We start from the raw sequence: 20,642 nt of genomic DNA, 5'->3' as shown, positions 1-20,642 counted from the left end.
AAAGCCGGGCAATTATTCTACTGCCTCGGCTGATGAGTTTTTTATATCTTCTGCTTCCTCAAGTTCATTTCCAAAACCACTAAGTTCTAATACCTTACTAGCTAAATTAGATATTTCACCAGCAAAAAGCTTTCTCATGATGTATTGTTTACCATCACTTACATTTTCATTTTCTAATAATTTTTGATTTTCCCAATCGAAATTAGTTGTAGCTCCTATAACAATTCCTGCATCATATTCAGCATTATCAAGTTGTTCTTCCACAACTCCTTTAACTTTTCTCTTCCTAATGCAATCTTTTTTTATTCTATCCATTTCCTTACGTGTAAGGCCTTTTAAAACAATAGGAATTTTAATACCTCTATTTTTATCTAGCTCAATAATTACTGTGGCTGTTGGTACTTCTCTCTTCCCTAATAATGCATTTATAATATCATTCTCTTTCATTTCTAATACCTTGTTTTCTTCTTCTAAATTTTTTTTCATTTTTAAATTCCTCACTCTCAAATAATATTTTAAAAGTAGTAAGGTAATAAAACCTTACTACATAAAAATAACTGCTAAAACTAATCAGCAGTTATGGCATCTACTAACTCATAATCAGTAAATACAAATGGAGTTTCTTCTTCACAAAGTTCTCCTGGTTTAATATTTATTAAATTAACCTTTGTTGCTCTACAATTTTTAAGTCGTATTCTTTCATATCCATAAGCTTCAGGATCATCAAGCTCCGAAAGAATTTCAAATTTCTTAAAACCTCTTTTTATCATTTCGGAAGTAACTTTCCAACCTTTTAAGGTTCCAGCTCCTTTTTTAGCACCTGGCTTATATCCAGTCCATTCTGAACCTGCTGTTAATATTTCTTTCATATCAGTTTCAACATCTGCTGTACATTCACTAGTTTCAGAGTGCCATTTCCCATCTAAATAAATCTTTCCGTATGTACCACTACATACTCTACTTGCGTCTAAAGGTTCACTCATTTAATACACTTCCCTTCTTATTACTTTAAGTTACCAGTACCATAAATTCTCTTAGTTACATTTACATAATCAGCATCCCACTTCCAGAAAAACTCATCATTTTTTGCTGTAGCTTGCAGTTCTGAATCTGTTTCAACCGTATAAGAACTTATGATACCAAGCTTTTTCCATACATCAAAGAAATTTTTAATTCCATTAAGAATAAGAGTATGACCAGTATCATCGCTACTTGTTTTGCCAACATAATTTTCCTCACCATCAAGGGATGTAGATTGATTTACAGTATTTATAAATCTAATTGCCCTTATATTGCCTAAAACTTTGTCATTATCATTTTCATAATTTTTATAAGTATTAACATCATCTACAATAACTACATTCCCATTAGAAACAGTAAATACTATTGTTCCAGCTTCTACAGCAGATGTTATTTCACTTCTTGTAAGCCTTGGTTGAACATCTTCAAATATTGTTGTCGCATTACATATACTTTCTTTAAGACTTGTGCTTAATGCTCGTGCTGCTATATAAACCATAGCTTCAGCGATTGTATATTCAACACTATCATAAATTAATTTTTCAGCATAACCATTATGCATAAGTGTACTGTTATAATTTTTTGATACAGAATTAGCCGCTTCTAAAGACTGCTCATTTGTAGCACCAAAAACAAGTACATCTAATCCTTCTTCTTTGCAAGTTTCTGCCCATTCTTTTACACTTGAAATTAAAGCAGGATCCTTTACACCATCTAAAACAAATCCATCTATCTGCTGCCTTTTAAATTCTTCTAAAGAATTTAAATAATGTTCATTTGTTATTGCAGATGTACCATTATTCCCACCAGCAAATCCTACTGAAGATACATTTGCAAGTGTTCCATTAGCCCCTATAACCAAAGTGGCTTTTGCATACTTATTTACACTAGATTTATTAATTGAAGCAACTATTTCTTCTAAAGTTCCAGTTATATTTTCTATTTTTGTTAAAAGTGTTGTTCCTTCATAAAATGATATATTTTTATTTGATGGGTTAACAACATTTGAAGCAACTGTTACTTTAAAATCTCTATCTGTTGGATATAATGTCTCTAATTTAATAACATCTTGCGGTGTTGCAGCATCATTTTTTAATGTAAGTGTAGCTGTTTTTGCATTGGAATCTGCAAGCCTATAAAGCATTAAAGCTTCCGGTTCACCTAATAATGCTATTCTTCCTAATTTATAAGCAGTAAAGTCCATACTTGTTCCAAAATTATTTTTAAGACTAGTTAAACTACTTACTTTAAAGACTTGGTTTACTGGTCCCCAATTACTTTTTACTGGCATAGCTAAAATTCCTTGAATAGAATCAGATGTTTCTTGTGCTACCTGCTGCATTCTATTATAAAAGCCTGGTATTTCTGGTTTATTTGTTTCACTCCAATTTCCTCTCGCCATTATTCAACCTTCTTTCCTAAAAAATCTTTCATTAACTTATCAAATTCAGTTTTAGTAAGCTCCTTTTTTTCACAATTAAAAAAAGCACCCCTAACAGCTATAACTGAATGGCCAAGTGCTTTTGCATTATCTAAATATTGTTGCTGACTAAACTTTTCATTATTATTAACTGACTTTTCTATAGTATTTTTTTGAGGTGTTTCATTTGATGTCGTATTTTTTACTTCTTGATCCTCCAAAAATATCACTCCTTTATTTCAAAGTTCCTTTTCCTTTGATATGATTTATAGTTTCAACTGGTTTATAGTACATTCTCCTTTTGAAGAATTCTATTGTAAGTTGGCCTTGAGTTAACATATCAGCCTCTCTATTTTCTGTTATATTATTTATTGTCAAATATCTTCTTTGCTGAATATTAAAAGGTATCTTTAGATCCTGGATAAGATTCTGTTCTATATCATCTAATACCTTATTAATTTGGTTCATATCTGAATGTACTATATGTCCTACAATAACCTTAGTTTCTTTAATAACAGAATTTAATTCTCTTACATTGCTTGTGCTTTTTACTCTCCATAAGATAGATGGCACAGAAAAATCCTTCTTCCAGTTGTTTAAATAAATAGGATAATCAATTATATTTTTAGTATAGTTACTTAATGCCTCTAACCATTCATCTGTATTTGCTTCTGTTTCATCATGCAGAGCTACTATAGTAAAGCTTATACCTTTAGCTATTGCATCCCATTCTTCATCTACAATGTCATTTTCAATTACTCCATTAAAAATACACGTAAATGTTTCATTTGCCTTAGTATCTTCTATTGTTTGCAAATTTAATGCATCAATAGTTTTTTTAACCATTTCATCAAGGCTTTTAAAAGATAATCTTTCATCATATAGCCAAATTTCTATATTTCTTTTGAATCCAACTACATTTCCATTCTTAGTATCATCATTTTCTACTATAACAGCATAAGGTTTTGGAGTGCTTTTATTAGGTACATTAGGCTCATAACATTCATTAATTCCTATATTGCTAGATATTAATTTATTTTTTATCCCATACCTCATAATCTACTCACTCCAATAATTTTCTATTTGATTCATGATACTTTCTTTGTTTTCTTCTAAAGTATCTTTTAAAGCTGGTCTAGGCTTAATTCCATTAACTTTCTTAGCATAATGTCTTTTCCCATCTTCATCTAGCCAGCTTAAAATTTTAGCTTTAACTGGAACAATAGGCCTTTTAGTTGGTCCGTATATACCAGTACCCTCTTCGAGCCATCCTCCATATTCAGTTCCATGTGCTAAATATAAATTAAACTCATGATTACCTATATCAAGTCCGCCATTTATTAATTGCCTTGCGTGACCAGAACGGTCTTTCCAGTATTGTTTATTCTTAGCTTTTCCAACTAGACCAGGAACTGTTTTAAATTGCAACATCATTCCCATACCAGCTATTTTTCTATCAATGAAATCATTAACTTCGAATCCCAATACTATCAACTCCTTTCTAAATCACATAAATAGCCACATAAAGTATTTTCAATGATTATTGGATAAGCATAAACAACTTTTATATGGCCTTCTTTACAATCAAATTCAATTTTATTAGCTTCGTTAACATTTAATTCCTCTTCATTATTAATGATCATTTTATATCTTTCTGTACCATAAGATGTTCCTTGTGTTTGACTACTAATAATTACAGAATTAGAACTATCGTCTAAATATATTATTCCAGTATAAGCTATTGTACTTTCTTTTTTCTCATAAGAGCCATCAACTAATACTTTCTCAACCTTTTTAACATCAAACTTAGTAGGATTTATCGCTATTCCTTTATTAATGGCATCTATAATCTTTTTTGCTTTTAAGACAGGCATTAGCAGCCATCTGCCCTTCTCATTGATGTTTTATACCCATTAGTTATAGTCGGGGTTAATTTAGCCTGTTCAGCAGCATAGTCAGCTTGATAAATACTAGCAAGATTATTCCAATAATCAGGAGCAGCATTTTCTAGTTCAATAGGTCCTACTTTAATTGATTTTTCTGTATTAGCTTTCATTAAACAACCTCTCCAACTAGCCTTTAATATATTATTATCATTAACTACTAAGAGATTTGATAACTCTTCATCAGTAAATACAGGATATTGACTTTCGTTTAAGTTTATTTTCAAAATTTCTAAAGGAGTAAGAGCCATTACTATGCACCTTCTCCTTCTGTTCCTGTACCATTAGTATTTTTATTATCTGGATTGTCATTCACTTGACCACCATCACCAGATTTTTTATCATCTTCATTTTCTATAGCATCTTTTATCTCAGCACATTCTTTTGCTTTTAATTCTTCAACATCTGATTCCTTAGCAAAAAACTCTTTACCAGGTGCAATACGCTCCCCATTATATTTTATAAATTTTAACGCAACTGCATTATACATTGTTTCATTTGATTTCATTTTCTTTACAGCCATTTGATTTCATTCCTTCCATTATTATTTATTATAAAAAATAGCGAGTAACTATAACATTACTCTCTTTAGCCTACTGTAGAAAAGAAACATTCATCTGCTCTTTCAAAACTTGGCATACCTAATTGACTTACCTTTGTTTCAACAGTAACAGGATCTTCTTTTCTCATTGTTGTAATTGCAACACCTGTTCTAACAACAGAACAATCTAATTTAGATCCATACATTTTATCTGCTTCTTCTGGGGTTGTACCATAATAAGTTGAACCTAAATTCCCATCAGGTATTAATGTAACCTTGTTATCTGGGAAGTATTGTGCTTCTGTTTCATCTTCTAACTTATAAGTTCCACTTACTATAGCAGCTGAAATTCCAACCTTATTCTTTAGATAATTCTTTATAATTTCATCCGTAAGAATTACTCTTCCATCTTTATCTATATCTAATTTAATTGCTTTATTTATTCCAATATATCCAAATGTTTTGCTTGTTAATATCATTCTAGTTGGTACTGCATATCCTGCATTTCTCATTATTCTCTTCCATCTTTCGATATCTCCAATAATATCTGCATCAGGATTACTCCATAGATCAGCACCAATTAATGTTTCTTTATGCTCTGCTGGAACACCAAAGTCAAACACGATATCTGCATCATCACTTACTATATTTATAACACCATCGCTTAATGCCTGCATTCTCATTCTTTCCATTTGAGAATCACCACCATCAACTAAAACAACATAATTATCATAAATTTCAGATATAATTGTAAGTAATAATTGTTCATTTTCTGCTTGTGCAGCAAGTAATAAATTCTGCCTGTCTTCTTCATTTACAAGAACACTTTCTTTAAAAAATGGCATTCTCTTTTTTATAACATCAACTGTCGCTTTTAAAGCTCTATTCTTAACTGCCACATCAAAAGCACTTGGTCTTAATACTACAGGTTTTTTCTTAGCACCCTTAATATATTTCAAGTCCATTCCTACTTGCTTTTTACGAGGAAATAAAGCTTCACCAATTAACATTTCTAATGCTAATCCTTTAATATATGTTGCAATTTCCTTTGAGTTTATAAGTTCTCTCCAATCCATTGTTTATTCCTCCTAATTTTATAAAAATTGAATCATTTTCAATGCTGCTTTTACAGCATCAGTTACTAATGTAGGCACTGCACTTGCTTTTATGAATCCAAATATAGTTACTGGAACAGATTCATTACCATTGCTATATTTAAAATTTACATCACGATAAGTTAGTCCAATTGCTTTATCTGCAGTTACTGTAGTTCCATCAACTACTTTTCCATCTTTGCTTACTGGAGTACCTGCTTTTAAAATTCCATCTGTTGTTAAATATTTTGTAACATCAGATTTAGCCATCTTTATTGACATATTTTGAAATAAGTCTCCAGCAAACATTAATATTGATTTGTTTTCACCCATATAGGTTTCTTTTGATTCAAAACTCATACTTAATTAATCCTCCTTATGCAAAAAATTTATTTTGAGCTTCTACATTTTTATTTTCTGTTTTGGCCTTAGCAAGTAATGCTCCTATACCGCTATTGCCTTTATCATCAACGGAATATTTATCACTTCCGATAATGCCTGTCCCTTTTGCTATATCTTCTTTGTTTTCAACTGCCTTGAATAAGTATCCATCTGTTTCTTTTCTAGACTTTATTTGTTCATCTAATCCTAAGAAATTTTCTCCATCCAAACTAATTTTAGATAAATCTAATGACTTCTTTAAAATATCTACATTTTGAGGATTATATTCAGCTAGTTTCTTTTCAAGTTTGCGATCAAAATTGACTTTTTCTAATTCAACTTTATAATCATCAGTAGCCTTCTTGTTTTCCTTTTCTAAATCATCTATCTTTTTTGTCAATTCCTCATTATCTTTAGCTTTTTCTCTTAAATCCTTTAAGTCAGTATCTCTCTTTTTTATGTCTTTTTCATACTGCTTAATTGTTGCCTGCGCTGTTTCAAGTTCCTTCTTTTCTATATAAGATGAACTATCAACTAGATCAATGTTTTCATATTGAGTTCTAATGTTTTCTGGTATTTGAGAATATGATTCTCCTAAAATTTCACTTAATTTTGGCATTTAATGCTCCTCCTTAAAAATATAAATTTATTTATATCAAAAATATTATTTATGATGAATCTAAAACTATTGCTTTTTCTTCAATAATTACATCATAATCAACACTTCCAATTCTCACTTTATCTGGTATCTCCATTCCCTTCACTCCTTTAAAATTAAGTATAATAAAAGCACCTAAATAATATTAGGTGCTCAAAAGTTATTTCTATTTTTCATATTTTTTAACTAAATTATAGAAACTATTCTTTTTTAATTGTGTAAGCTCCATTACTTTTACTGCAGTAATTTCACCTTTTTTCCATTTAGCGTATGCTTCTTCCCAATGTTCAGGATATTCAATGCCTGGTCTACCTAATTTCTTACCTTTTGCTTTAGCTGCGGCAATTCCTTCAGCTTGCCTTTGTCTTATCTTTACTCTTTCTTTTTCAGCCATATATGATAAAAGTTCAAATACTATATTTGATATTAATGTCTTTTCTAAATCTGATTTTCCAACAGTATTTAATATTTCAGTATCAATAACTATTATATTTATACCTCTTTTTTCTAAATCACGCCATTCTTCTTTTATCATTTCCATATTTCTTCCGAGCCTATCAAGCTCTTTAATTATTAATGTATCTCCTGGTCTTAATAGCTCTTCTTTTAATGTTAGATATCTTTCCCTTTTAAAATCTTTTCCTGATATATGTTCTTTTATTATATCTCTATCTACATCTATTGAAATATCATGTTCTTTGCAATAATCACTAATACTATTTATTTGTCTATCTAAATTTTGCTCTTTTGTTGATACTCTAGCATAACCATAAGCTTTTTCCATATACAAACACCTCAACTACTTAAAATATATTTATATAGAGTTAATTTCTAATTTCTATACTTAAATTATAGTTTTAATGTTTGTAAATGTCAACGGCATTTTATAAACGTTTATTAATTATTTTATACATATTTATAAACTCAATTATTAATAGTTTTCTAATGTTGTTTAATGTGTACTTTTTTAAACATAATAAAAACACTTGCTATTCAAGTTAAACAAGTGTTTTTATTCTTCTACTATATTTGAATCTAATTCTTTCATAAAATTTTTATATTCATCCTTGGCCCACTGTGGTGCATCTTCTTTTACTATTAATCCATCATCAGTATAATATCCATATCCTTCTTGTAAAAACTTAGGTTCAATTAAATCCATAATCATCATTCCTTTGCTTTTATAAAATATTTTAATTTTTCTTCTACCTTTGCACCAAAAACTTTAGCAAATTCTCTTGGATTATCTCCACCAAAATATTCTGCGAATGTTTCTGCAAATGTTTCTGCTGCTTTTGTTCCTCCATATCTACTTACTAGATCTGATATATCCTTAAAGCTACATTCTTTATTATATTTTTTATTATATTCTAATAATACATCATTTATAAAATTTTTGCACCATTTATCACTATCTAATTCATTATTTTCAAGCCATTTTAATGAATCTGCTACATGGTGGCCATATTCATGTACAAAAGTTTTATATGATTTAGCATTTTGCACAGTCCACTTACTTTGAATACATTGTGCTATATATTCAGTATTAAACTCTTTATCGCAAAAATATTTTCCATTTAAAACAAGTTCAACTGCTTCTGGATGTTTTTGATAATAACTATAATATCCTACTGGACTAATTCCTGATTTTATTTTCATACTTGGCAATTTAACAGGATCTATTTCTTTAAATCCTTTAAAATATCCATGGAATTTATCTAACCAATTAATTGATCCCTGTAGTATATCTTTATTTATAGGATATTTTCTACTATCTGAAAACTACATTTTATATTCTTTAGATAAATGCTCTTTTATTGCTTTTTTACTACTATATTGTTTATCATCTGCCTTATATTCATGCCATGTAGAAACTTTACTTTCTTTTTTCTTATCAGGTATTGATATTTTTACATCATTAACCTTAACTTTTATAGGTTCTTTATTCTCAATATTAGTAGGTCCATTCCATTTCTCTTTAAAGTCATTAAACCATTCATCCATTTGTTTATTTTCTAAATCTCCACTAGCCCATGCTTTAATATCTGTTAATGCTTTCTTTTCATCTACTTCTTCAGTGAAATAACATAAACAATTTGGATGTTGCAACGGGACTTTATCAGGCTCATATACCTTTCCTTCTCTACTATCACATTCATCTTGCCTTCCATGCATCCTAGCACTATGACTAGCACTTAAATTCCACTTTAATCCTAAACTAAAAGGATTTTTCTTTGCATTTTGAATTTGAGTTTCTGTAGCTGCATGAGTAATACTAGTTCTTGCTAATCTTTGTGCATTAAAAGATATTTTATAACTATTTAATCCTGCCTTAAAACTTTTAGATTCAATTCTATTCTTAGGATTAACATACTTTTCTAGCTCGCTTGCCAATGTTCTTACATTAGCTCCACCAGCAACATTCATTTTTATTATAGTATCGATATCTTGACCATTTTGTTTAGTATAATTCCATAATCTGTTGCTTAATGTTTTTCCATCTGAATAATATCCCCCTGCTATTAGAGTTCTCACTGTATTATCAGATATATTAGTAATACTTCTTTTTAATCCTTCATTTACAACCCTATTAGGTGCTACTGTATCAACAAAATTAAGTATTACTTTTCTTTGAATATATGAACTTTCCCAAGTATTTTTTAATATGTTATCATTTAAATTTTCATATAATTCTTTAACATATTCATTTATAATTCTTGTTGTATCAATTTTATGTGTTCTAGTTCTACTTTCAGGCATTTCTAAGATTTCATCTATTAATTTAGATGCTTGCTTGCTATATATTTCTATTATCTGTTTTTCCTGATCCAAAGTAAGCTGCAATATCTGTTTTCTAGCTTCCAATACCTTTTTTCTATAGTTACTCATAACTATTTACCATTTATTTGATTGTCTAAATCTTTAAGATCACTATTCATACCAGTCATTAGAGTATCATTTGCCTGATTTAATAATTCTGTTTCTTGCAATATCTCATTAAATTCTTCTTCTATATCTTCATCATCTGAAAATTCTTTTATATAACTCTTATGACTTCTGACTTTCGATTGTACTTCTTCCATTGCAAGTTTCTTTTTATCTTCTTCATCCTCTGGTATTGGATAATTCTTGTTTATAACTAGAAAATACTTAAGTGCATTCCATTCGCTTTTCCAATCAGAATAACAATTAAATTTCTGACAAGATTCAATTATAAGAGTTATTAAATTTCTTATAATTGGCTCCCAATCATTCCACTTTTCATCACATCTTGCAACTAGCTCTGTATAAACATATTTTATAGTTTTTGCACTTGGTACTTCTTTTAATTGTGCTGCTAGTGGTATTGCCAACTTTTCATGCATACTATTATCAAGCATATCAAGAAACATTTTTACAGGTTCTGCATTACTAAAACTACTCTCTACTCTACTTATCGTAGCTTGTCTTTTTGAATCTGAATTATTATTATCTCTAGTCTTTATAGCCATTAAACTATTAGGAGCAATAGTGCATTTATTAACATCATCTTCATCACCATCAATAACTGCAGTTTGTCCAAACATTAAAAATCTAAGAGCATCATTAAAATCGCTCAATCGTCTATTATAAGCATTCTGCAATGGTTTTAAATCTTTTATATCTGTACATCCTATAATGTTGTTGCTACTTTGTTCATTAACAATTACCCAACATGGGATATGAGATAAACCAGTATTCTGCTCTTTAATATCTATTGGAGTATCTAAGTTATCTCCTTTGAATGTTTCTATTTTTAAATAACAAACATTATTTTTCATATAATATGTATATCTATACCATATTTGATTGGATACATTATACTCATTATCAGCATTGTTAGGATCTTCTCTTACAAAGGTAACATCTTTTAACTCACTAGTATCATCAGTATTTATATTGTAGCTAAAATCATCAATTGAATGATAATATAATTTTATTGGTGAATTGGGATTAGCTTCAATTCTAAGTAACACCCTCTTAGTTATAGTTGCTAGTCTAAATGCCTTTAATGTATTACTCCAGAATTTATTATCATCTAATATTGTGTCAATCTTCTGGCGCAGCTCTTCACAAATTTCTCTATTATTTTTATCTAAAGGTTTCAGTAATATATCTGGAGCTCTTCCAAACATAAATCTTGCTTGCTTTTGAATTAAAGGTTTAATTTTATTATCTATAAGCTGACTTGGTACATAATCTAAATCATCAAAGTTTATCCAACTTTGACCTAACAATACATTATCAAAAAAGGCTACACTTTTATTTTCACATTCTCCAAGATAAAATATAAAGTCACTTGCAGCTCTTCGCCTTTCCTTTTTTTCACCAATACTTAAATTTAATAATTGTTCCTTTTTCATTCTTTTATTATTATAGAAAAACCCATCTCTATCCATACGCTCTTATCCCTCCTTCCTTAGTTTATAAAGGTAGACTTTTTTAAACATTATTATAATTTTAGAAAATGGCTTAAAATAGTAATCAAATGTTTATTTTATAAACACTTTTTTACCAATGACTTTTATAAACACTTTTAAAATACTTTAGATTTTTTATAAGGAATTGTTTCTTTTTTAATTCCTGAACCTTTCTTATATACTGAATCATCATATTTTTGTTCTTTTAGATCAGATACTTCATATTGCTCTAACCCATACCATATAGCACTAAATGTATGTGGATCTATTGTAAAAGTATCTTCTATAATCTCACCATCTTTATCAACTGCATATGTTAATTCTTCTAATTCATCAATAACATCTTGACAATCCTCTGAACAAATTATTTTTTTGAATCTTTTTACCTTTTTTGTATTCTCTAACCTGGTTGGCTTGTCAGCAGCAGTCATATTAAAGCCTTCTTGCCTATAGTACTTAATTGTTTTAGGCTCTGCACAATCTGCTCTTATCTGCTCCATAGTTTCTTTAAATTCAGCAATTTCAATAGCTGTTTTATCATCAGTCATATGATTTTTATAATACTGCCAGTAGATATAAAGTATTTTATTTTCATCATCTACAACCATTCTGACTATAGCATTAAATGATTTTTCAAAACCAAAGTCCATACCAACTCTTCTAATTGGCTTCTTAATTGCCTTAATTGCTTCAAGTACTTCATAATGTGGTGCTGTTTCAAATTGTGGCAGTACCCTTAATCCATTTGCACCAAATTCGCCTTTTCTTGCTATCCTGTGTAGATCCTCATCATATGTTTTTATATCATCAAGTTCATCTATATATGATTGAGGTAAAAAATAATTATCATCTGCAGTACTGTGATGATAATATGTGTCTTTGGTTACTATAGTTTTTTGCTTATATAAATCTTTATCATCTAAGATGAATCTCTTTTTCTTTTTATCTATAAAGAAATGTTTATATACCCAATTCCCTTTAGGTGCAGGATTAGTTGTAAGTATCATATGAAGTTTAAGTTTTGGATGTCTTAATCTACCTATTAATTCTTTAAACCCTGCATATTTAACTTCTGAGCATTCTTCAATCCAAATTAAAGAAACATTATTAATTGATTTAAGCTTAGTTGGCTTATCCATTCCTTTAAAAATTATTTTTGAACCATTAGAAAATCGTATCTGCATTGGTGATGTATTACACTTAATAACATCATCCAGACCCATGTCAATTATTATTTCTTCAAGCAATGAATAACATGAATCCCTAATAGTATCATAAACTTCTCTTACTACTAGAGCTGTTCTTTTTTCTTCTAATAATTTAAGAACTATTTTAAAAGCAGTATTGTAAGATTTACTAGATCCATAACCACCAAGAAGTAAATAATATTTATAAACCCAATTGAAAACATAATCCTCAAACCTTGGATTTATCTCTTTTTCAATTTCCATTATTCTTTACTTTTCCTTTTAATAACTATTTGAATTGGTTCATCTTTCTTAGTGCCCTTACTTAAGCCTGCTTTAAGTTTTTCAATTCTTAATTTTTGTTCTTCACTTGCTAAATCCCAGTTCTTATGAAGTAACTCTTCATATTTACTAATCATGTTTTGCAATGTAGACATAGCCTTACTTTGTGAATTTAATAATGTTGCTTGTCTATCCCATGCAAACTGAAATTCATATTCAATCTCTTCTTCTGATTCATTTGTTGAAGTTTTATCTGTTTTTCTATCCTTATTCTTCACTTTAGATTTTTTAAGTTCTTTTATCATTTCATTTTTATTTGTTACATGCATTATCTTCTGACTTCTAATTATCTGTGCAAACTGCAATTGAATATTGGTCCATAAAATATCTAAAGAATTTAATCCTGCTTCAACTGTTTCCTTAATTATTTTTTTAGTAGCTGCAGGAAGATATTTTCTTAAAAAACTTTTTTCTAGATGTTTTGTAGGATCATAATAATCTCCATGTTGTAAATTGTTCAAGTTTCCTTTAGGAGCTCCACCTTTGTTCCCTACTGCATTCTTGTTTCCAAATGGAGCTCCAACCTTTCCATTTAATTGTATATCCCATTCATCATTCTTCTTCCAGGAATAAATATTAACTGTTTTTTCTCCTAGCATTTCAGCTATTTCTTTAGGAGCAATCTTTCCATCATGTTCTTTATAAATTTTAAAAGCTTCGTCCCTGTTAGGACTTCTTGTCTTTCCCATATTACCTCCATAATAAAAGCACTTAGTTTCAAACCAAGTGCTTTTATTTCTTTACTATTTATTTAATTTCTAGTCATTTTCAAGCTCTGTAATTAATTCTTTTGTTTTCTTATCAAATCGTCCAATTTTATACTTTTGGGGACTCATATTAACATGCCAATTATTTTCCACGCTTAAACTACTGAGAATATATAATTCAAATGATTCTTGATATCGATCTCCAAACCTATTTTCCAAGATCAATTCAATATTTATCTTCTTTTGTAATATATCTTTAATTTCATCTTTTGAGAAATAAAATATTATTCCTTTTGAATCACCTACATTTAAATATAATTTATTATTATGTTTATTGGTTGTACTATTTGTCCACTGAATAATATTAGAGCCATCATCTTTAGTTGAGTTCCCTTTTTTGAAACTAACTAAAGTATATGTATTACTTGTATTAATAAATTTTAGCTTTAAACATGAGACAACTGAATCAGACGGATTAACTTGTCCAATTTGAATGTACATCACTGAATTATCTTTTTCCATATTATTTATATAGACTTGTTCAATTTTCCAATCAGTTACGAGAACAAATGGCTGAAAGTCAAATATTAATCTTCTATTTTCAATAGCACTAATGCGCTTGTTTATATTATTTGATTTTATATTTTGCCATAATGCTAATAATCCTAAAGAAATTGTTCCTATAAATGCAAGAACTGAACCATAAAAGGATAGAAATTCTCCAGCCTTGATATAGTCAGGTAAAAGTGGAAACCAGTGGCCTATAAAATATATACACCATATAATAATAGGAATCAAAAAGCTTATAGATATAGCAATTTTTATTTTTAAATAGAAAGTTGGATAATCTGATTTTAATTGTCTAATTAATAGCTTAATTTCTTTTTCTTTATCAGTCATATAAAAGCACCTCTGTATTCTTTATATAGTTTTCTTCTAAGAATTTCTAGCTGCTCCTTGAATCTCCTATTTTCATCTTGTAATTCTTTAATCCTCTTATCATTAGACTACTATAAAGTGCATCTACTTATTCACTACATAATCTATAAATTGTGCAATAAAAAAGCTACTAGTTTAAAAATTATTATTATTTAACCTCACTTTCTAATTTCCGAAATAACTCTTTTTTATATTTATAATATGTGTTTCTTGCTAGTCCTGTCAACTTCATAGTTTCAACATCATTCAATAATCCCTGAAAATCTTTACTATATTTTAATATTTGCTCTTTCGCTTCAATACTTTTTTTCGTAGTTAATTTAATGCCTTTTTTCTGTCCAATCTGTTTTCCATTTAATCTAGCTGTTTCTATTCCTTCTTTTGTTCTCTGATGTAGATCTGCTACTTCTTTTTCTGATTGTATGAAAGCTAGTTTTATTTGTTCTTTTGCCAGAGCTAACAAATACTTATTTATACCATCTAATATAAAATCAACATTAGTACCTGTCATTTCAACATTATTTGTAAGTGCCTTTTTATAGGTGCTTGTGTTTATGTGCTGTTCTCTTAAGAATATCAATTCTATGCCTTTATTAAATAATTCCTCATATAGCTTATATCCTTCTTCAGCATTTCTGCTCATACGCGATACAGAGTCAAATACTATTGTATCGCCTTCTGAAATCTTACTTAACAATTTATTAAACTCTTTTCTACCTTCTATTTTAGTTCCAGTAAATGCTTCATCAATTATTATTACATTAGGATATTCTGCTAATATATTTCTATGTTGTCGCTCTATTGATTGTTTATTAGTTGATATTCTACAATAACCATATATTTTATTCATTGCTCTCACCCCGTATATTTATAATATCATTTTTAACGTTCGTTTTATTTGATACTATAAATATATCAGATTTAAAATAGAATATCAATAGCTTTTAATACTCTTTCTATAAGCATCACTTTTGATACTATTATTTCTTTAAGTATACACCTCTTTTTAGAATTATAAAAAAATATTATAAAAATTTATTTAATTTCTTTTCCATTTACTTTTAGGAATAATTTCTATTATATTATTTTTCCAATCTTGAATCTTCACTTTATCTACAGCTATAATTCTTTTTATATTTTCAGACAGAATTGGATATTCAATCTCCTGTTCTTTTTCATATTTACATAAATTATCTGGATATTTTCCTAAATTTATTTTAGTTATTTTTTTATATTTCATTAAAAAACAAAGCAATCCAAAAACATCAATTCCGTTAACTGCATCGCCAATAATCAATAAAACATTGCCACTATAATTAGTAATATTAGCTATTCCATCTATACCACTCGACCATGATTGATAAAATCCATTTTCTTCTATATAACCTTTAGCTCTACTAGAATATCTTTGTATTCTAAAAATAGTACCATTATAAACCACCAATTTTAAAAATTCTTTTTCTTCTTCACGTAAATTAGATTTATTAGATAACTCGCTAACAACTTGTATAATTGGCTCCCATATGTTCTTTTGATAATATTTCAATCTACCTTTGCTGTATCTATCGCCAGGTTTCTGTACAGATAACCAATCATAGACGCCATCATATATACTATTACTTTGATTTTCTGTAAAAATCATATTCTCACCTCTAAAAATTAGATAATATAAAAACAGTACCATGATTAGATACTGCTTAAATTGCTATACATATTATAGAGCTTCTACATACGAAACAACTATTAGATTATATTTATTTACATTGTCAATGTTAACTATTAAATCATATTGACTATAAACTATTATGTGTTCTATCGTAGTTATCTTGTCCCCATTTTTACTATACTTTAAAGATGGCGCTATTGAAAATACTGCATTATTTTTATCAATAAAATTTAAATTTGGGTCACTTAAATATACTGCACCTAATTTTCTTATTGCCTTTATTCCATCGATCTCACACTCACCTAACTCATCTGCTACATTGAATATATTATGTGATGTTAATCCTTTAAAATACCTCTCATCTATAAATACATTTTTTTTACCGTCACCAATCAACTCCATAATCGATTCGTCTAATTTCTTATCCACTATATCAGCTTTTTGTATAAATTGTAATGGCATTCTAACTCCCTCTTTCTATATGTAAATTTTGGTATATTTATTATACTATAATTTACAATATTATTCTATGTAAAACTAAGACGTTATATATAATTTTTATAGAATGAATCCTAAGTCAGCCCTTTTCTTTACTTACACAATAAACATTTTAATTAAGTTGTACTCGGATTGTTTTTTATAGAATGAACTTCTCATGCAAGATTTAATCCAGCTCTTTCATGGACTATTTTCAATGCTCTATTTTTCTCTGATTTATGAGTCTATATAAACTCACTTACAGAAAGAGTAAGTCATTTCCAATTTTCTTTTTCTACAATAATATGCATTAACTTTTTTAACCTTTTAAACTCGTCTATAGAAAAGTGAGTTTTTAATGGTAAAAAAATATTAAAAAATGTAATCATTCATAGTTTTAGCTGAATCTTCTCCAATATCATCATCCACCCCAATATAAGCTAATGTCGTTTCTCTTTTAGCATGTCCAAATAATCTTTGAACAAAATTTATATCTTTTTCATGTTTGATATATTGTCTATATCCATATGATTTTCTAGGTGTATGGGTACCAATAGTCTCAGATTCTTTACATATCCCTAACTCAACAGCTACATTTTTATATATCTTTCCTAATCGATCACGTCTTACATGCTGCTTCAATCCCCCTTTTCCACTAGATCTTGGAGCAGGATAAATATAGGCCGCATCACTTTTTCCATAGACATAATCTTTTAACAGATTTAGTAACTTACTTGGAAGAATTTCTTCACGTTCAAACTTCTTCTTTCTTGAATGTTCTGTTTTTTCTTCTAGTATACTTATTCTTCCTGTTTCTATGGATTTTTTTATATCTGAAACGGTTAATTTTACTAAGTCTCCGCCTCTAAATCCAGTTCCTATAGCTATCGTCCATAGTATATAAGCTGGATAATCAACTTCTTTTAACCTTAATGCAATTCTTTTTAAGTCTTCAGGGTTTTTTATTGTCATTGATGTATTTTTGCCCTTCTTCTTCACCCTGAACGCACCTGCCTAAGTGCACCATGTTTCCTCTTATATACAGCATGATCCATGCACTTTCTAAAATCATCTGTTGCGCTTATAGGAGATGTATCTTTACAGCCACAATGAGAGCATGAAATAAATCCACCTTTTTTTAATGTATCTTCCACTTCCTCTGTAACTAAAATTGTCTCTTTTTTGCATCTTGATCTTTTACATAAAAATGTTGTATATATCGATTCCATGCTCTCACCCTTTCCTTAATAATTAGTTATAATTAATTCTGAATAATTCTTTCTAGCATTCTGCTCCCTTGATATAGAATAATTAACTTCAACTTCTTTTAAATTGAAATCCTTATACCATTCTCTTACCTCTGGATGATCATTAATTGTTAGTAGAAATTTGCCTTTTAAATTACTGAGCTTATTTTTTAAGATTAAATGCTCTGTTTCTCCAAAACTACTATCATATCCAGCTGTTTGAACATATGGTGGATCGCAAAAGAAAAAAGTATAATTCCTGTCATACTTGTCAATTATCTTTTCAAATGATAAATTCTCTACGTATGTGTTCCTTAATCTTTCTCTTAATTCTTGTAATACATTTTTGTAGAATATTTGTGGTGATGGTTTTGTGTTTGTTCCATAACCATAATTATTTCCTTTACCTGCGAAGCTCTGTGTTATTAAATATAAAAACCTTACAGCTCTATGTATCTCTGTAAGGTATTCTAAAGTATAATTTTTATATTTTTCAAACACATCCCTACCTGAAAATTCAAATTCAAGTTGCCTTTCTACTTCTGGAGCATGGTACTTAATCATATTAAATAGATTAATTAATTCTTTATCAATATCATTAATAACTTCAACCTTAGATGGCTGTTTACCAAAATAAACCCATCCTGCTCCAAAAAATAATTCCACATAGCATGTATGCTCTGGAATCATTTCTATTATTGTTTTCCTTAGTTTACTTTTTCCTCCCATTCTGCAAATCGGTGGCTTTAGCATATGTTATCACTCCTCTTTTTGATTTTAGATTAAATACACACCTAATCGTAACAAAATCAAAAAGATACCTATATCTCTAGAGGTATCTTTAAAGGACTTTTATATAATTTTTGACCATACATAAATTTTATATTTTTATTTTGATTTTGTATACAAAATAATCCCGAAATATTCCCTTTTTAGTCATAAAATAATCCCAAAATATTCCCTGTTTTTTCCTTAATCTATGAAAGTTTAAAAATATCCAAACACAATTCCAAACTTATACAATGCATTCTTCTTTAAATCATAATATTTATTTTTATTTATATTTAATTCTTCGATTACTTCATCATTGCTCATTACGCCATCCATAAAGTATGCACATTCAACTATTCTTTTACTATTTTCAGGCAATCTATCAAATACATAGTTAACTTTATTAACTAAATTTCTTTTATACTCATCATCTGCAACCATATTTCCAACTGGATCTGCAACAATATTATTGCTTAAAAGTCCATTTGGTATTGATGTAGAACCTAATCCTGGCATTTCTATTGATACCTGATAATATGGATATTTTTTTAAATTATCTTCAATTCTATCTCTATATTCTTTAAATTTAATTTCATCAACTTTCAAAATTTATCACCTATCCTTCATTTAACTTTTATGCTATAATTTAGATAGGTTAATTAGAGAACTGACGTTCCAAGGCTATTCTCTAATGCGCAAAGGTGTTCGTTACGAACACTTTTTTTATTTTAATTTAAATCACCAATTTTCTATATTCATTCCTTAGATTTTCTTGACTAAGTTGTGCATATATTTGAGTTGTACTTGGAGTAGTATGTCCAAGTATCCCCTGTACTGCTTCAATTCTCATTCCACTATTAAGTAGCCTTGTCGCTTGTGTACGTCTGAATTTATGACAATGCACTCGCTCTTTTACATCTGCCCTTTTCTTAATCTTACTTAATATTAATTGCAGAGCTCTTACTCTAATATGCTGATGTGGAGATTTATCTGATATAAATAAATACTCAGATTCTCCTTTTCTAATTTTTAAATATTCTTGAATGTGTATCTTGGCTTTTGTTGAAAAATAAACTATTCTTTGCTTATCACCTTTACCAGTAACCTTTATACTTCTCTCAGCAAAATTAATATCCTCTAATTTGATATCATCTAACTCTGATATCCGACATGCTGTACTATCCAGTAATTCAAATAGACACTTTTCCTTTTCAGTTTTACAAGATTCCCTTAACTTTTCAACATTCTCAGCCTTAAATGGTTCTCTAATAACTTTAGGTATTTTAGTTTGTTTTAATAAATAAGCAGGATTTTTTAAAATATATTCTTCTGCTTGCAACCAACCGAAAAAGCCTTTTAATGTTGTTATATAACCATTTACTGTACTAGCTTGTTTGCACTTACTCATAATTGCTAAAAACATCCTTAAATCCATTGTGCTTATCGTACTACAAGGTTTAGTAAAGAATTGATCCAATTTATTTAAAAATAATCTATAATTTTCAATTGTCTTTTCGCTTAGTCCTTCTAGCCTTTTGCAAGCTAAAAATATTGCAGCTTTTTCTTCTATATCACTTGCAACTAAATCAGTGCACTTACTTTGTATTTCATAATCATACAAAGTTTCATCAATTTTTCTTTTAACTTCTAATTGTAAACTTAAGTTTTGTTCTAATATCGGTATTAGCAATGTTATTTTCCCTAATAGTCTTATACTGGCTTCTTCGTTTGAGTTGCTCATTATATCAGTCCTTTCCTTTGGTGTATTACTTTTCTAAGGTGTTCATGAAGAACACCTTATTAGAATTAT

The 20,642-nt window shown here is 28.8% G+C and carries 28 protein-coding genes; all 28 read right to left on the bottom strand.

The window, feature by feature from the left end:
• Positions 1 to 12 precede the first annotated feature (12 nt).
• Positions 13 to 486 (bottom strand): hypothetical protein, encoded by a 474-nt coding sequence (locus tag L3B98_RS14615; RefSeq protein WP_238917257.1) that lies wholly within the window; start codon positions 484 to 486, stop codon positions 13 to 15.
• A gap of 80 nt (positions 487 to 566) precedes the next feature.
• Entirely contained in the window at positions 567 to 983 is a 417-nt protein-coding gene (locus L3B98_RS14610) for a phage tail tube protein (protein WP_238917256.1), read from the bottom strand.
• A gap of 20 nt (positions 984 to 1,003) precedes the next feature.
• Positions 1,004 to 2,422 carry a phage tail sheath subtilisin-like domain-containing protein gene (locus tag L3B98_RS14605; RefSeq protein ID WP_238917255.1) on the bottom strand — a complete coding sequence of 473 codons (1,419 nt, stop codon included), beginning with the start codon at positions 2,420 to 2,422 and terminating at the stop codon, positions 1,004 to 1,006.
• A complete protein-coding gene (locus L3B98_RS14600; protein ID WP_238917254.1) occupies positions 2,422 to 2,661 on the bottom strand; it encodes a hypothetical protein in 240 nt (79 codons plus the stop codon). Before L3B98_RS14600 ends, L3B98_RS14605 begins: the two co-directional genes overlap by 1 nt.
• Before the next feature lie 13 nt (positions 2,662 to 2,674).
• Positions 2,675 to 3,496, bottom strand: a complete 822-nt coding sequence (locus L3B98_RS14595; protein WP_238917253.1) for a hypothetical protein — start codon at positions 3,494 to 3,496, stop codon at positions 2,675 to 2,677.
• 3 nt (positions 3,497 to 3,499) lie between these two features.
• Positions 3,500 to 3,925, bottom strand: a complete 426-nt coding sequence (locus L3B98_RS14590; RefSeq protein WP_238917252.1) for a hypothetical protein — start codon at positions 3,923 to 3,925, stop codon at positions 3,500 to 3,502.
• 5 nt (positions 3,926 to 3,930) lie between these two features.
• A complete protein-coding gene (locus tag L3B98_RS14585; RefSeq protein WP_238917251.1) occupies positions 3,931 to 4,314 on the bottom strand; it encodes a hypothetical protein in 384 nt (127 codons plus the stop codon).
• Entirely contained in the window at positions 4,314 to 4,634 is a 321-nt protein-coding gene (locus L3B98_RS14580) for a hypothetical protein (RefSeq protein ID WP_238917250.1), read from the bottom strand. Before L3B98_RS14580 ends, L3B98_RS14585 begins: the two co-directional genes overlap by 1 nt.
• Before the next feature lie 2 nt (positions 4,635 to 4,636).
• Positions 4,637 to 4,906, bottom strand: coding sequence for a hypothetical protein (locus tag L3B98_RS14575; protein WP_238917249.1), 270 nt, complete (start codon positions 4,904 to 4,906; stop codon positions 4,637 to 4,639).
• Between the two features lie 65 nt (positions 4,907 to 4,971).
• Positions 4,972 to 6,000 (bottom strand): major capsid protein, encoded by a 1,029-nt coding sequence (locus tag L3B98_RS14570; RefSeq protein ID WP_238917248.1) that lies wholly within the window; start codon positions 5,998 to 6,000, stop codon positions 4,972 to 4,974.
• Between the two features lie 18 nt (positions 6,001 to 6,018).
• A complete protein-coding gene (locus L3B98_RS14565; protein ID WP_238917247.1) occupies positions 6,019 to 6,378 on the bottom strand; it encodes a hypothetical protein in 360 nt (119 codons plus the stop codon).
• 16 nt (positions 6,379 to 6,394) lie between these two features.
• Positions 6,395 to 7,018 carry a phage scaffolding protein gene (locus L3B98_RS14560; RefSeq protein ID WP_238917246.1) on the bottom strand — a complete coding sequence of 208 codons (624 nt, stop codon included), beginning with the start codon at positions 7,016 to 7,018 and terminating at the stop codon, positions 6,395 to 6,397.
• A 205-nt stretch (positions 7,019 to 7,223) separates the two neighbouring features.
• The gene (locus L3B98_RS14555; protein ID WP_238917245.1) at positions 7,224 to 7,841 is read right to left on the bottom strand and encodes a recombinase family protein; all 618 of its coding nucleotides are present in this window, start codon (positions 7,839 to 7,841) and stop codon (positions 7,224 to 7,226) included.
• A gap of 228 nt (positions 7,842 to 8,069) precedes the next feature.
• Positions 8,070 to 8,219: a hypothetical protein gene (locus L3B98_RS14550; protein WP_238917244.1), complete on the bottom strand. Its 150-nt coding sequence runs from the start codon at positions 8,217 to 8,219 to the stop codon at positions 8,070 to 8,072.
• Between the two features lie 5 nt (positions 8,220 to 8,224).
• Positions 8,225 to 8,716, bottom strand: a complete 492-nt coding sequence (locus L3B98_RS14545; RefSeq protein WP_238917243.1) for a hypothetical protein — start codon at positions 8,714 to 8,716, stop codon at positions 8,225 to 8,227.
• Between the two features lie 123 nt (positions 8,717 to 8,839).
• Positions 8,840 to 9,946, bottom strand: a complete 1,107-nt coding sequence (locus L3B98_RS14540) for a hypothetical protein (RefSeq protein WP_238917242.1) — start codon at positions 9,944 to 9,946, stop codon at positions 8,840 to 8,842.
• A gap of 2 nt (positions 9,947 to 9,948) precedes the next feature.
• Complete coding sequence (locus tag L3B98_RS14535) at positions 9,949 to 11,475, bottom strand: phage portal protein (protein WP_238917241.1); 1,527 nt, start codon at positions 11,473 to 11,475, stop codon at positions 9,949 to 9,951.
• A gap of 137 nt (positions 11,476 to 11,612) precedes the next feature.
• Positions 11,613 to 12,947, bottom strand: coding sequence for a PBSX family phage terminase large subunit (locus tag L3B98_RS14530; protein WP_238917240.1), 1,335 nt, complete (start codon positions 12,945 to 12,947; stop codon positions 11,613 to 11,615).
• Complete coding sequence (gene terS / locus L3B98_RS14525; RefSeq protein WP_238917239.1) at positions 12,947 to 13,714, bottom strand: phage terminase small subunit; 768 nt, start codon at positions 13,712 to 13,714, stop codon at positions 12,947 to 12,949. Before terS ends, L3B98_RS14530 begins: the two co-directional genes overlap by 1 nt.
• Before the next feature lie 69 nt (positions 13,715 to 13,783).
• A complete protein-coding gene (locus tag L3B98_RS14520) occupies positions 13,784 to 14,632 on the bottom strand; it encodes a hypothetical protein (protein ID WP_238917238.1) in 849 nt (282 codons plus the stop codon).
• 187 nt (positions 14,633 to 14,819) lie between these two features.
• On the bottom strand, positions 14,820 to 15,521 hold the full coding sequence (locus tag L3B98_RS14515; RefSeq protein ID WP_238917237.1) for a recombinase family protein: 702 nt from the start codon (positions 15,519 to 15,521) through the stop codon (positions 14,820 to 14,822).
• 189 nt (positions 15,522 to 15,710) lie between these two features.
• The gene (locus L3B98_RS14510; RefSeq protein ID WP_238917236.1) at positions 15,711 to 16,313 is read right to left on the bottom strand and encodes a hypothetical protein; all 603 of its coding nucleotides are present in this window, start codon (positions 16,311 to 16,313) and stop codon (positions 15,711 to 15,713) included.
• Between the two features lie 72 nt (positions 16,314 to 16,385).
• Positions 16,386 to 16,799: a hypothetical protein gene (locus tag L3B98_RS14505; RefSeq protein ID WP_238917235.1), complete on the bottom strand. Its 414-nt coding sequence runs from the start codon at positions 16,797 to 16,799 to the stop codon at positions 16,386 to 16,388.
• Positions 16,800 to 17,186: 387 nt separating this feature from the next.
• Positions 17,187 to 17,813: a tyrosine-type recombinase/integrase gene (locus L3B98_RS14500; RefSeq protein WP_238917234.1), complete on the bottom strand. Its 627-nt coding sequence runs from the start codon at positions 17,811 to 17,813 to the stop codon at positions 17,187 to 17,189.
• The gene (locus tag L3B98_RS14495; protein ID WP_238917233.1) at positions 17,810 to 18,043 is read right to left on the bottom strand and encodes a hypothetical protein; all 234 of its coding nucleotides are present in this window, start codon (positions 18,041 to 18,043) and stop codon (positions 17,810 to 17,812) included. Before L3B98_RS14495 ends, L3B98_RS14500 begins: the two co-directional genes overlap by 4 nt.
• A 15-nt stretch (positions 18,044 to 18,058) precedes the next feature.
• A complete protein-coding gene (locus L3B98_RS14490) occupies positions 18,059 to 18,814 on the bottom strand; it encodes a DNA adenine methylase (protein WP_238917232.1) in 756 nt (251 codons plus the stop codon).
• A 234-nt stretch (positions 18,815 to 19,048) separates the two neighbouring features.
• On the bottom strand, positions 19,049 to 19,438 hold the full coding sequence (locus L3B98_RS14485; RefSeq protein ID WP_238917231.1) for a nitroreductase: 390 nt from the start codon (positions 19,436 to 19,438) through the stop codon (positions 19,049 to 19,051).
• 127 nt (positions 19,439 to 19,565) lie between these two features.
• A complete protein-coding gene (gene xerA / locus L3B98_RS14480) occupies positions 19,566 to 20,573 on the bottom strand; it encodes a site-specific tyrosine recombinase/integron integrase (RefSeq protein WP_238917230.1) in 1,008 nt (335 codons plus the stop codon).
• Positions 20,574 to 20,642: the final 69 nt, after the last annotated feature.

This window comes from Clostridium sp. YIM B02555, assembly GCF_022320955.1.
In the GTDB taxonomy this organism is placed as follows: Bacteria; Bacillota; Clostridia; order Clostridiales; family Clostridiaceae; genus Clostridium; species Clostridium saccharoperbutylacetonicum.
Note: the sequence above shows the minus strand (reverse complement) of the source record. Positions and strands in the feature narration are given on the sequence as shown.